Origin of the sequence: Sporomusa acidovorans (assembly GCF_900101845.1) — a bacterium.
Taxonomy (GTDB): Bacteria; Bacillota; Negativicutes; order Sporomusales; family Sporomusaceae; genus Sporomusa; species Sporomusa acidovorans.
The window spans coordinates 19,009-32,024 of record NZ_FNAM01000022.1; the positions used below are offsets into that span (position 1 = coordinate 19,009).

A 13,016-nucleotide genomic window follows, 5' to 3' on the forward strand; every position below is an offset into this window, starting at 1 on the left:
TGTTTTTTCTTTCATCACTCCTCAATGCAAATTAAATCACCGGCCCCCACATATAAATATCCATTGAGTTGGTATACCCGGATATTTCCGCCTTTGTCATACCGCCGGATGCGACGCTTACCAATTCTTCCAAAACACGCCGTCCCGCGTCGGGAATGGTGTCGCCCCCGTCGATCACCGCACTGAGATTCATGTCAATATGGTCGCTCATTTTCTCAGCCGCGGTACGACTGCCGGTAATTTTTAATACCGGTACAAAAGGAAATCCTTGCGGCGCTCCCCGACCGGTCGCAAAAGCAATAATATTGCAGCCGGCAGCTGCTAAGCCGGTTAGAATTTCCGGCTCCCGGCCCGGTGAGTCCATAACAACCAGCCCTCTGACCTGCGGCCGTTCGCCATATTCGTAAACCGCCTGGATAGGCGCAGACCCGGCTTTGGCAATAGCACCTAAAGACTTTTCTTCGATGGTGGTAAGGCCGCCCTTAATGTTGCCGCCGGTAGGCTGTCCGCCCCGAATATCTTCTCCTACAGCCATAGCGCGTTTCTCCATACGCGAAACCAGGTTCAGAATGCCTTGTGCCACTTGCTCATTAGCGGCATGTCTGGCCAAAATATGTTCTGCGCCGATAAATTCGGTAACTTCTCCCAATACGGATGTTCCGCCTGCCGCTACCAATAAATCGGAAGCTACCCCAATAGCTGGATTGGGCACTAAACCGGATGTTGTATCTGAACTGCCGCACTTCATACCTAAAACCAGCTCGCTGATTGGAAAGGCTTCCCGTTGCTGTAAAGACGCCTCCCGCACCATTTCCTGAGCCAGGAGTATGCCTTGCGCCGTGGTCCGCGCCGCGCCGCCGATTTCCTGCACGACCAGATGCTCCACTCGCTTGCCGCTGGCCTGGATGCCTTTAATGACGGCCGTTAAGTCGGTACTCTCACATCCCAAGCTGACAATGATTACAGAATGCAGATTGGGGTTGCTCCCCAGTCCGACCAGAGTATGGTTAACACGCCCGATATCAAGCGGAGTCTGACAGCATCCCTGGTGGTGCGTGAATCTGACCGTTCCCTGAACCTGACCGGCAATTGCCTCTACTACCTCGTTAACGCATACAACCGCTGACAAAACGCCAACATAATTTCGTGTCCCAACTGTTCCATTAGCGCGACGATAACCCATAAAATTCATAACTAAGCCTCCTTCTGCAAATCACCGCGACCGCGCAAACTTTCAATATTTTGAACATGGGCATGATGCCCTGCAAGAATATCTTGTGTTGCCCGCCCGATAACTTCTCCGTATTTTATGATGTCTTGTCCCTTCCGAATGGAATATACGGCAATTTTATGTCCGTAAGGAATGTCCTCGCCGATCAGGACCTGTTTAATATCATGTCCCAAACGGACATCTGCCTTCTGTCCCGCCTTAAGTACTTGAACAGCTGTTGCGACATTATCTGCCGGGTTTAACATAATTGCATCAATGGCCAAAATCTTACCCTCCAATCTTTTTGTTCTATAATTTTTACACTATAACCGCAACTCCATCAGGAATGACTGTAATTTTGGAGTGTGAACCGGCAATCTGTCCGGCGGTTTTTAAAGCCGCCTCAAGAGTATAAGCGGTTTTCATACCTATGGTTTTTGCTATCTGATGATCACACTGGTCCGTTACTAAAATAACGGTATGCTTTAATAGGACACGGGCGATAATTTGAGCTGCCCACTGATCTGGGATAGTTGACTCTGACGGGATTTTCATAATTTTATCCATAATTTCCATCGCCCCGCCCGGCGCTTCCTGAAACCATTTATAAAAGGTATCTCCGCCATGCCCATCGTTACAAGCTGCGCAAATAATAATAACACCGCCTGGCTTACAAGTAGCCTCCGCAGAAGATAATCCTTTTACAAGCTGATAAATATTTTGATCCAGTGGATACCCGCCATTTGAAGTAATTACAATATCGGCAGGCTTTGCTGCCACTTTGGCCAGACCGCTGACAAATTTACAGCCGGCAATGTGAGCTTGTTCCCTATCGCCGGCAAAGGCTTTTATAATTCGCTTATCGGCGTCGATTACCACATTTAGAATAAATGCCAGCTTAGCCTGTTGTGCAGCATACAGCATATCAATATGGATTGGATTGCCATCAAGTATCCCTACTCTTGCTTTTTCATGGGCAATAAATTTAGCACAGTGGTTAGCCATAACGGTTACGCCGCTGACAATACCCGGCAAAATACTTTTTCGTCCGCCGGAAAAACCGGCGAATAAATGCGGTTCAATGAACCCTTCAGAGATTAATAAATCAGCCTCCATTGCCAGTTTGTTAATCACAAGAGCACCGCCGGAGGGGAGTTTGCCTATATCGACCAAATTATCCTTATCCCAGCAGTTATGAACCACAATTTTTTCGTTTTTCATGATATCATCGCCAAATTTGTCCAAAAGCTCTTGCTGAGTACTGGCGCGATGAAAGCCGGTAGCAATCAGAAACGTAATATCTGCCTCCGGATTAGTGCTTCTAATTTCTGCAAGCATTTGCGGTGCCATGATTTTTGTTGGAACCGGACGGGTATGGTCACTTGCAATAATAACAATTTTGTGACATCCCTTAGCTAAATCACGCAGACGTCGCGAACCGACAGGATGTTCGAGCGACTGCTTAACAAGTTCTGCTTCCGCAGCTTCTGGTCTGTAGTGATGGGCACTGGATTCCAAGACTGCTTCGATGCGTTCTTCCGCTACGTTGGCTTCCATAAAAGTTTTACCGTAAGGAATCTTAATTGTAGTCATCATTTACTCCTTCCAACGCAAATTCACCGATTATTTATTTTTCGGCAGAAATCAAAATTAATAAATTAGATAACAACTGTCATATAACTATCAATGTTATAAATTTTCAATCTTTTCAGCCGAAGCCCTTTGTGCCCTATTGACAACAATAATTGGTAGGCAACTTATTTTTTGTTCACTGTGCACATATCGGGCGTTTCCAACAATACTCCATCTAAACAGATCACATTTGAAGATTTCAACCAGCCGGTCGGAATGCATCTGAGTCCGAGAAATCGCTGGGTTAAAAAAGCCGAACTCATTCCATGGGATCAAATCGAAACAGACTATGCCAGGTTGTTCAAAGGATTTAAGGGCCAGATTGCCAAGCCAGCACGTATGGCTTTGGGAGCGTTGCTTATCCAAATCGAATATGGCTATTCAGACGAAGAAACGGTTGAACAGATCAAGGAAAATCCATATCTGCAGTTCTTCTGCGGTTTGCCCGGCTATGAATATAAGGCGCCATTTGACGCATCTGCTATGGTGAGATTCCGTAAACGCCTGACACCTGAAAAACTAGCGGCAATCAACGAAGAAATCATTAAAAGAACCGAGACCGCCAGAAAACAGCAAAAATACATGTATGATCACCGTCAGCATAGTGTCGGCCAGCGAATTGTAAACTTACGACAACCCTATCTGCGGCCGATTGTAAGGGGAAAGGCGAAGGCGGCGACGGAATTTGGAGCCAAACTGGACATCAGTGTCGTAAATGGACTTGTCCGATTAGAGAAACAAAGTTTTGAGGCCTATAACGAAAGCGAGCTGTTGAAGACAGAGGTAGAACGGTATCGAGAAAGGTACGGATGCTATCCAAAGCGAGTGCTTGCGGATAAAATCTATCGAAACAGAGACAATCTGTCTTATTGCAAGGAAAATAGAATTCGTTTATCCGGGCCGGCATTGGGCAGGCCCAAAAAGAATACAGTTGTGGATAAGAAAGCCGAATACAGAGATATCTGTGAGCGTATAAATTTTTGCTTTGGTATGGAAAATATGGCAAGTGACTTTTAGCGGATTAAAAGATGATCGCTTTCAAAAGGTATCTTTTGTGCAGTAGACATTAATTAACATCTTTGTGATGACAAAAAAATTAAACAGCCTAATTCGGCTGTTTAATTTTCATATAATTGAGCTGTTTGTAAGAGAGGGGTTAACCAATAAGTATCATATTTCAATATGAAAAATACTATTTCATATTGAAATATGATACGTTAATAATGGAATTCGCTGAATTAATTAGCCTAATATATCGTTATATTGATATATTAGGCTTTCAATTTGTAATAACATAATATGCGACTAATTATAATTATACAATGATTTTGATAACTTGTCCGCAATATTGCTGGTATTGCGGAAATATAAAGATTAATCCAAAAAGTGGCACGAATTTTGCATAATAAATTTTGCAAGGAGAAAAGACGAACAGCAGTAGCGCTGTTATATGTGTTTTATAGTGCCAAAGACTTTGACTAGCAGGATAAGGGGGGATAAATTAAGTAAGAGTAGAGTTTGACTGGCACTAAATAAAAATATAGGGGGAAATTATGAAGAGACTTTCTTTGGTATTGTTGTTAGTATTTAGCATTGTGGCATTGGCTGGATGCGGCGGGAACAGCGCAAAAAGTGATTCTGGCTCCGCTAAGAAGCCTGTTACATTAAAACTAGGGCATATTCAAAGTGAAACTGATTTGTGGCATCAAGGCGCGAAAAAATTTGCCGAACTTGTTGAGAAAAAGACTAACGGCGAAGTAAAAGTCCAAGTATTTCCAAACTCTACAATAGGTAATGACCGTGATATGGCTGAAGGCCTGCAAATGGGTTCTGTGGATTTTGCCTTAATTGCCGGCGTCCTTGGCAATTTTGAGCCTTCGTTGCAAATTATGGAAATGCCTTATTTGTTTAAAGATGAAGCACATTTACGCAAGGTAATCTACGGACCAATCGGTGATCAACTACTCGATAATTTGCTGAAAAGTTCAAACATTAGGGGACTATCTTTCTGGGAACGCGGCCCGCGTCAATTAACGACGAATAAGCCGGTTAATTCACTTAATGACATTAAAGGGGTAAAAATCCGGGTGCCTGAGATTCCGCCTATGGTTGCCGCATGGAAAGCGATGGGGGCCAATCCCACACCGATGGCCTGGGGGGAAGTGTACACGGCATTACAACAAAACGTAATTGAGGCCCAGGAAAATCCCGTACCATACATTCACGCCGGTAAAATTTATGAAGTACAAAAGTATATTGCTATGACGAATCACAAGTATGAGTATGTCATTATGGCGATGAGCAATAAGACGTGGGAGAAACTGACGCCTGAACAACAAAAAGCAATTAGTGAAGCCGCCAAAGAAGCTACTGAATACGAAAATAAATTAGTTGCTGAAAAAACCAATGATTTATTCAAGGATTTACAGGCAAAAGGCATGCAGGTAACCAAACCGGATACGACCGAGTGGGCTAAACTAGCACAAACTACCCATAAGGAGTTTGCTGAAAAATACGGAATTGACCTCTATAATAAAATTATTGAAGCTGGTAAGTAATTAGAACGTATACCGCTCCAAAACAGAGGATTTCTCCGGGGGTGAATCTATCCGGAGAAATCCTCTACTAAGAAAGGGGAAATGCCTGTGTTTTCTGCAATCGAAGAAAAATTGTACAAATTGCTTTTAGGAATATGCTTTTTACTAATGTTGGGCATGGTAGCAATCATATTTGTACAGGTAATTGCCCGCTACGCTTTTAGCAACTCACTGACCTGGTCAGAAGAAGTGGGCAGGTATTTGTTTGTGTGGATGACATTCCTCGGTACGGCTTTGGCTGTACGCAATAAAGCCCATGTGGCTCTCGATGTTCTGGTAGGCAAGTTACCGCCTCTTTTACAAAAAGCAGTTATCGTTTTTGGCTATTTGTCAATGATGGTATTTGCCGGTGTTTTGGTATATGCGGCAGTAAATATGATGACACTGGGCACGCGGCAGGTAAGTGCCGCTCTGCAAATACCCATGCGGTGGGTATATATGGTTTTGCCGGTGAGTGGTGTGCTGATTATTTTTTACTTAGCTAAAAACTTGTATGAAGAGTGTTGGCAAAGGAGGTCTTAGAACTTGGCTCCCATATTATTTTCAACTTTTGTCGCCTTTGTTTTTCTTGGAGTGCCAATTGCGTTTGTTTTGGGTATAGCCTCCTTAGCAGCTATGGTGTTGGTCGGTAATTATCCCTTGCAAGTAGTGTTACAGCGGATGTTTGCCGCGGTAGATTCTTTTCCGTTGATGGCGATCCCTTTCTTCATGCTCGCAGGATCGCTTATGGAAAAAGGAGGGATTACCAGCCGTATTATTGGATTTGCTCTTTCACTGGTAGGGGGCATCCGCGGTAGCTTGGCGCATGTGGTTTCCATTACCGGGGTCATTATGGGCGGTATCTCCGGTTCCGGTGTTGCCGATACGGCTGCCATTGGAAGCATCATGGTGCCGGAAATGACCAAACGCAATTATCACAGAGAGTTTTCCGCCGCGCTGGTAGCTGCTGCCGGCAGTATCGGCCTGATTATTCCGCCCAGTATTGCAATGATTATTTACGGAGTGTCAGCCGGCGCTTCTATCGGTGATCTGTTTATGTCCGGGTTTGTGCCGGGGGTTCTGATTGCCGGCGGCTTTATGGTTTATTCCCACTATATAGCCATTAAGCGTGGTTATCCTTTTGAAGGAACCAAGTCCTGGCCTGAACGGTGGGTTTCCTTTAAAGAATCGATTTGGGCGCTCATGATGCCGGTAATTATTATTGTCGGCATTCGCTGCGGCATATTTACACCGACCGAAGGCGGAGTTGTCGCTGCCGTATATGCACTCGTGGTCGGCAAGTTTATTTATAAGGAACTGAAGTGGAGCGATTTGCCTACTATTTTTGGGGAAGCCGTCATTAGTACGGCCACAATTTCTTTCCTGATTGCCACAGCCTCGTTATTTAGCTGGCTGTTAGCCTGTGAACAAATACCGCAGCAAATTACCGAGTCCATTTTAAGTATTTCCGACAACAAACTTATTATTTTATTTATGATCAACATTCTGCTGCTTATTGTCGGTATGTTCTTGGATAGCGGGCCGGCTATTATTTTGCTGGTGCCTGTGCTGGTGCCGGTAGCGCAGTCACTGGGGGTTAACCTTGTTCAGTTTGGTTTGATGATGGTAATAAACTTAACGATCGGCCTGTTGACTCCGCCGGTAGGGACAGCCCTGTATGTTTCCAGCAATGTATCGAAAGTCCCTTTAGTAACGCTAAGCCGGGCAATTCTTCCGTTTATCGGCATTATGCTGGCAGTGCTCATGCTAATTACCTATGTGCCGGGAGTAACAACATGGGTAATCGGAAAATAGTATTCTTGGAAGGCGGTGTATCAATGAAACAGGCATTGTACTTAATAACAGACACAGAGAGACCGGAAAAACTAGAACTTGTCGATATATTCCGCCAGCTTGACGAAGGATTCAAACGCCAAACGACGGGAAAATCACTGGCAGGCAAAAAAATCGGTGTGTTGTCAGGCAGCCGGGGAATTTGCAATATCAAGGAAATTGTTAAACATGTTGTCGGCCTGCTGCAGTCGGCAGGGGCAGAGGTAGTTGTTTTGCCGGCCATGGGCAGTCATGGTGGCGCTACGGCTGAAGGCCAGAAAGCTGTTTTGGCCGATTATGGACTTACCGAAGAATATCTCGGGGTGCCGATTGTTTCCGGCATGGAAGTCGAGCAGGTGGGGGATGTTAACGGTCATCCTGTGTACGCCGATAGAAACGCGCTGGCACTGGACGGCATTGTGCCTATTAATCGCGTTAAGGCACACACGGATTTCCACGGCCCTCATGAGAGTGGCGTCGTAAAAATGCTGACAATTGGGATAGGCAAGCGGGCACAGGCTGAGGCCGTTCATCGCCACGGTATTAGAGGCCTTAGGGAACTTATACCGCAAGTGACTGCTATTGTGTTGAAACGAATTCCGTTAATAGCGGCAGTTGCTATAGTTGAAAATAAGTTTGATGAAACTGCAATCATCGAAGTATTGGGAGCCAATAACCTTTTTGCACGGGAAAAGGAACTGTTGATACTGTCCAAAACGCTGCTGCCTCAAATTCCTTTTGACAACCTGGATGTCCTGGTTGTTCAGGAAATGGGGAAAAATATTTCAGGTGTCGGGATAGACCCCAATGTTACGAAGCGGATGCGTATTGAGGAAGTTATCGACGAACCGGGAGGAGCAAAGCGGATAGTGGCCCTGGATTTAACTAAAGAATCCGGGGGGAATGCAGTTGGTTTGGGAATTCCGGACGTTATTACCGAACGTCTCTATAGTAAAGTGGATTTTAAAAAGACGTATATTAACACGATTACTTCCGGTTTTTTAGAGCGGTGTTTTGTGCCTGTGAGGATGCCTGACGATTATGAAGCCGTGCGCATCGCCATCAAGACATGCGGCCGGGCCGTCGACTGGGACAGTGCACGAATCGTGTTTATCAAAAACACGCTTTCGCTTAGCAAAATGTATATTTCACCGGCATTGCTTAAGGAAGTACCGCCCCAATATATTGTTGAAAACACGGCTGTAACTGAGATGTTTAATAATAATAGAGAACTCATATTGGCATGGTAAGAATGACCGGCTGCTGACGTTATGATCGCTTCATAGCTTTACTTTTAGTGGGAAAAGTATCGAATGCAAGCAAAGGGCAGTATTGACAATCGTCCGGGTTTTGCTTATGATAGAGTCACAAAAAAATATGTTTTATCTGAGGAGGAGCCTGTCGCCAAGGGCTCCTTCTGTTTTTTTTCAGGAGAAGATCTAAATAAATTTAAGGAGTGAGATAATGGCGAATCAGGCCACTATTGCCATAGGTATATTCCTTATCGCCTATGGGTTAATTATTTCAGAAAAAATTCATCGTACGATTGTTGCTTTAGCAGGGGCGGTACTTGTCATTATGTTTGGGGTTTTGACCCAGGAACAGGCCATTCATCATATTGATTTTAATACCTTGGGATTATTGGTGGGTATGATGGTTATTGTGGCGATTACCGGTGAAACCGGGTTGTTTCGGTTCCTCGCGATTTGGGCCGCCAAGGCGGTGGGCGGAAATCCGCTGAAGCTAATGGTTGCCTTGAGTTTTATAACCGCTTTATGTTCGGCTTTGCTGGATAATGTGACAACGGTGCTGCTAATCGTGCCGGTAACCCTAAGCATTACGAAACAACTGAATGTCAAACCGGCTCCTTATCTGATATCGCAAATTATTGCCGCCAACATCGGCGGTACGGCAACCTTGATCGGCGATCCACCGAATATCATGATTGGCAGTGCCGTAAAAGAGCTGGATTTTCTGGCTTTTATTAATAATCTTGCCGGCATATCCTTTGCCATTCTTATTGTGACTATATTACTATTAGCGCTGATTTATCGCAAGCAGCTTAGGACCACTAAAGAGTTAAGCGAAAAGATTATGAGTCTTGACCCCGGTAAACAGATTAAGAACAGTAAATTGTTAAGGATTAGTCTGGCAGTTCTGGCGCTTACCGTTACCCTGTTCTTTTTCCATCAACAGCTTCACATGGAGTCGGCGACAGTGGCAATCTTTGGCGCTGTTTTACTGCTGATTCTGGCTAAGAAAAACTCTGATCATGAATTGGAATCGATTTTCCATAAGGTGGAATGGGTAGCGCTGCTCTTCTTTGTCGGTCTGTTCATCTTAGTTGGCGGGCTTGTCGATACCGGGGTAATCTCTTTGCTGGCGCAAAAGTCGATGGAATTGACAGCCGGCAATCCGGTTACTACGGCTATGCTTATTCTCTGGCTTAGTGCGCTTGCTTCAGCCTTTGTTGATAATATCCCTTTTGTGGCCACGATGATACCCTTAATCAAAGATATGGGAGCCTTGGGAATAACGAATCTGGAACCGCTTTGGTGGAGTCTGGCGCTGGGGGCCTGCCTGGGCGGCAACGGCACCTTGGTGGGAGCCAGCGCTAATGTTATTGTGGCCGGCCTGGCTGCGCAGGAAGGGTATCCTCTTTCCTTTATGAGATTTTTAAAGATTGCTTTTCCGTTAATGCTGTTGTCAATTTTAATGGCCAGTGCTTATGTTTATCTGCGGTATCTTATGTAATACAAACCGCCAGGCGAAAGAAATATTTTGCCTGGCGGTTTTCGCTATGTCTATTTTTTTAGACGTTCGGTTATAATTCTGGCAACATGCACGCCGCTGGCACTGGCTTGTGACAGGCCGCGGGTAATTCCGGCACCGTCGCCGATGGCAAACATGTTTTCAATCTGGGTTTCCAGTTCTTCGGTCAGCTTAAGCCGTGAACTGTAGAATTTAACTTCGACGCCATAGAGCAAGGTGTCGTCATTGGTCATGCCGGGGGCAATTTTATTCAGGGCATAAATCATTTCAATAATATTATCAAGATGGCGTTTGGGCAATACTAAGCTTAAATCGCCCGGGGTTGCCTTCAGGGTTGGTTGGGTAAAACTTTTCGACAGACGGTGTTCGTTGGTGCGGCGGCCTTTTAAGAGATCGCCGAACCGCTGCAGCAGGACCCCGCCGCCGAGCATGTTGGAGAAGGAAGCGATTCTTTTGCCGTATTGATGGGGTTCGGTAAACGGTTCGGTAAACCGGTTGCTGACCAGGAGAGCAAAGTTGGTATTTTTGCTGTGCAGTTTTTCATCCCGGTAGCTATGACCGTTGACAGTTACGATGCCGTCGGTATTTTCCGCTACCACATAGCCTTTGGGATTCATGCAGAAGGTGCGCACTAAGTCGCCGTACTGTTTGGTCCGGTATACCAGTTTGGCCTCATAGACTTCATCGGTAATATGCTGGAAGACCTCGGCCGGTATTTCCACCCGTACGCCGACGTCAACTTGATTATTGGTTAAAGACAGACCAAGGTCGCGGCATTGGTGGGAAAACCATTCAGAGCCGGCGCGGCCGGGAGCGGCGATCAGATAATCACATTCCACGGTTTCGTTTTTGGACGTTTCCAGGCAAAAGGTAGTGCCTTGCTTTTTAATTGCATTGACGGTTACGCCAAACAGCATGGTGATATTTTCTTTGAGATAATCGTACAATGCTTGCTGGATTTTTAAATTATTTTCCGTTCCTAAATGACGTACTTTGGCATCAAGTAAATGCAAATCGAATTTTAAAGCGTCTTTACCCAGGTTGCTGTTTTGCGTGCTGAAATATTCCGCCGGGGCGCCGTACTTCAAGTTGATTTGGTCAACATAATCAATTAGATCGAGTACGGTCTGATCAGTAATATATTCATTCAGCCAGCCGCCGAATTGGGTGGTAAAGTTGTATTTGCCGTCGGAGAATGCACCGGCGCCACCAAAACCGCGCATGATACTGCAGGGATTGCATTTAATGCAGTCAGATACTTTTTTTTCGGAAATGGGGCAACACCGGGAATAAATATCATGTCCGGCTTCTATTAAAATAATATTGATGTTAGGGTTATTGTTGACAAGTTCATAAGCCGCGAATACGCCTGCCGGACCACCGCCGACAATGCCGATATCAAATTTTTTTGCCATACGAAAACCACCTTTCTTGGTCAAACAGAATTTGTAATTGAATTCTGTTTGACATAAGTGCAACCAGCGGCTAGTGCTCTCGCCAAAGGCTCGGCGTTAGCCGGGTTTTCTAAATGATTGTGGCACGAACCGTTACACAGTATACTTTACCAAAGAAGGTTTGTAAATAGCAAATCAATCCTTAGTTATCAATCATGAATAAAAATTATATTATTTTGATCTGTTGACAATGCGTCATGTGTGCACAATGATGCACATTATGATTAAGAGTACTTGTTGCATACTACTTTCTGAAAATATAATAAAAATTTTTCTAATAGGGGACTCCGCAGTTCATCTTTTTCTGCTATTATTAAAGTAATACGGTTAAATATGGGTTGGGGGGAAAGTCGTGCCAGGGATGGATGTACTTTTGGTTATTGTACTTAATTTGTTCATTCTAGTTATTGTTCTTTATATTGCTGCCGCTTTACATCATAGGAAGAGTCCTGGTTATGGTGCGAACGGCATACTGGCAGTTAAGAACGGCACACGTTTAGTCAATAAGGAAAAATTATTTGATATCTTTTGGCGGCATAGTCCCTGCGCCATTACTGCCATCTCTCCTGACTTTCAAATACTTATGCTGAATGAGGCAGCAACCGCTATCCGCGGTATTCCTCATGAAAAGGCTATCCATACTAAGTGCTATGAGGCATTTAACAAGGATGGTCCCTGCCCCCAATGCCCTGTTGGCCAGGCGCTTACCACCGGCCAAATTCACATGCGTACCAAGCAGGAAGTGAACCATGACGGCGTGGTTAAGTATCTGGATCAGACGGTGGTGCCCATCCTGGGAAGTGACGGGGCAGTGGATTATGTGCTGGAATTCACTGTTGATGTTACGGAAAGAACTGAACTGGAACAGCAAAATCGGCAATTAGCTGTTGAGACAGTTACTTCGTTAAGCACTTTAATTGGCAGTCGCGATAAGTATACCGGCGAACACTCCATCCGGGTGCGGGATATTGCGCTATCCATTGGCAGTGAACTTAGGCTTAGTTCTGCCGTTATGAGTGAATTGGCCATTGCTGCCGTGCTTCACGATATTGGAAAAATCGGTATACCTGAACAAATTTTAAATAAAACCGGCAAGCTTACTGACAGTGAATTTGCCATTATCCAGAAACATCCGCAAATAGGGTATGACGCGCTGATTAGCATTAAGCAATTAGAGAAAATTGCGGGATATATTCTGTATCATCATGAATGTTATGATGGCCGGGGTTACCCCAGCAGGAAAAAAGGACAGGAAATTCCCTTGATTTCCCGGATCTTAAGCGTTGCCGATGTGTATGAAGCCATAACTTCCGACCGGATCTACCGGAAAGCCATGAATCTTGAGCAGACGATGATGGTGATGCGTTCCGGGCGGGAAACCAAGTTTGATCCGGAGATCCTGGACGCATTCTTTTGTGTTTTGCGGCGGGAGCGGCCGGACATTCAGTCGTCTTTGTATGAGGGCGCGGCGGTGTCATAAGCAAGATTTGATGATCGTTCACTCTTTGTTCACACTTCTGTCACACTTCAGCTGGAAAA

Annotated in this window: 11 protein-coding genes; 7 read left to right on the forward strand and 4 right to left on the reverse strand. The window is 45.0% G+C overall.

Annotation, left to right across the window (positions count from 1 at the left end; genetic code table 11):
• Positions 1-31: 31 nt before the first annotated feature.
• Genes BLR65_RS15490 through larA form a run of 3 tightly spaced genes read right to left on the reverse strand, consistent with a single transcriptional unit; the run spans position 32 to position 2,806 of the window.
• Entirely contained in the window at positions 32-1,192 is a 1,161-nt protein-coding gene (locus BLR65_RS15490) for a UxaA family hydrolase (protein WP_093795093.1), read from the reverse strand.
• 2 nt (positions 1,193-1,194) lie between these two features.
• Entirely contained in the window at positions 1,195-1,494 is a 300-nt protein-coding gene (locus BLR65_RS15495) for a UxaA family hydrolase (protein WP_093795094.1), read from the reverse strand.
• 34 nt (positions 1,495-1,528) lie between these two features.
• Positions 1,529-2,806 (reverse strand): nickel-dependent lactate racemase, encoded by a 1,278-nt coding sequence (larA, locus tag BLR65_RS15500; protein WP_245692822.1) that lies wholly within the window; start codon positions 2,804-2,806, stop codon positions 1,529-1,531.
• A 252-nt stretch (positions 2,807-3,058) separates the two neighbouring features.
• Between larA and BLR65_RS15505 the strand changes: the two genes are divergently transcribed.
• The 6 genes from BLR65_RS15505 to BLR65_RS15530 all read left to right on the forward strand — a co-directional run bounded on the left by BLR65_RS15505 (position 3,059) and on the right by BLR65_RS15530 (position 10,005).
• The gene (locus BLR65_RS15505) at positions 3,059-3,859 is read left to right on the forward strand and encodes a transposase (RefSeq protein WP_093795096.1); all 801 of its coding nucleotides are present in this window, start codon (positions 3,059-3,061) and stop codon (positions 3,857-3,859) included.
• Positions 3,860-4,395: 536 nt separating this feature from the next.
• Entirely contained in the window at positions 4,396-5,400 is a 1,005-nt protein-coding gene (locus BLR65_RS15510) for a TRAP transporter substrate-binding protein (RefSeq protein WP_093795097.1), read from the forward strand.
• Between the two features lie 87 nt (positions 5,401-5,487).
• Complete coding sequence (locus BLR65_RS15515) at positions 5,488-5,961, forward strand: TRAP transporter small permease (protein ID WP_169716783.1); 474 nt, start codon at positions 5,488-5,490, stop codon at positions 5,959-5,961.
• A 3-nt stretch (positions 5,962-5,964) separates the two neighbouring features.
• Positions 5,965-7,233: a TRAP transporter large permease gene (locus BLR65_RS15520; RefSeq protein WP_093795099.1), complete on the forward strand. Its 1,269-nt coding sequence runs from the start codon at positions 5,965-5,967 to the stop codon at positions 7,231-7,233.
• A complete protein-coding gene (locus BLR65_RS15525; RefSeq protein WP_093795100.1) occupies positions 7,215-8,501 on the forward strand; it encodes a nickel pincer cofactor-dependent isomerase, group 22 in 1,287 nt (428 codons plus the stop codon). The genes BLR65_RS15520 and BLR65_RS15525 overlap by 19 nt, the downstream gene beginning before the upstream one ends.
• Positions 8,502-8,715: 214 nt before the next feature.
• On the forward strand, positions 8,716-10,005 hold the full coding sequence (locus BLR65_RS15530) for an ArsB/NhaD family transporter (RefSeq protein ID WP_093795101.1): 1,290 nt from the start codon (positions 8,716-8,718) through the stop codon (positions 10,003-10,005).
• Between the two features lie 50 nt (positions 10,006-10,055).
• Here the strand turns inward: BLR65_RS15530 and BLR65_RS15535 are convergent, their stop codons facing one another.
• On the reverse strand, positions 10,056-11,438 hold the full coding sequence (locus BLR65_RS15535) for an NAD(P)/FAD-dependent oxidoreductase (protein WP_093795102.1): 1,383 nt from the start codon (positions 11,436-11,438) through the stop codon (positions 10,056-10,058).
• Positions 11,439-11,838: 400 nt separating this feature from the next.
• Between BLR65_RS15535 and BLR65_RS15540 the strand changes: the two genes are divergently transcribed.
• The gene (locus BLR65_RS15540) at positions 11,839-12,957 is read left to right on the forward strand and encodes an HD domain-containing phosphohydrolase (protein WP_245692825.1); all 1,119 of its coding nucleotides are present in this window, start codon (positions 11,839-11,841) and stop codon (positions 12,955-12,957) included.
• Positions 12,958-13,016 lie beyond the last annotated feature (59 nt).

Coding starts and splice junctions, on each gene's coding strand:
- BLR65_RS15535 (WP_093795102.1), bottom strand. CDS start 11,438: ATGGCAAAAAAATTTGATATCGGCATTGTCGGCGGTGGTCCGGCAGGC.
- BLR65_RS15510 (WP_093795097.1), top strand. CDS start 4,396: ATGAAGAGACTTTCTTTGGTATTGTTGTTAGTATTTAGCATTGTGGCA.
- BLR65_RS15530 (WP_093795101.1), top strand. CDS start 8,716: ATGGCGAATCAGGCCACTATTGCCATAGGTATATTCCTTATCGCCTAT.
- BLR65_RS15525 (WP_093795100.1), top strand. CDS start 7,215: ATGGGTAATCGGAAAATAGTATTCTTGGAAGGCGGTGTATCAATGAAA.
- larA (WP_245692822.1), bottom strand. CDS start 2,806: ATGATGACTACAATTAAGATTCCTTACGGTAAAACTTTTATGGAAGCC.
- BLR65_RS15505 (WP_093795096.1), top strand. CDS start 3,059: ATGCATCTGAGTCCGAGAAATCGCTGGGTTAAAAAAGCCGAACTCATT.
- BLR65_RS15540 (WP_245692825.1), top strand. CDS start 11,839: ATGGATGTACTTTTGGTTATTGTACTTAATTTGTTCATTCTAGTTATT.
- BLR65_RS15490 (WP_093795093.1), bottom strand. CDS start 1,192: ATGAATTTTATGGGTTATCGTCGCGCTAATGGAACAGTTGGGACACGA.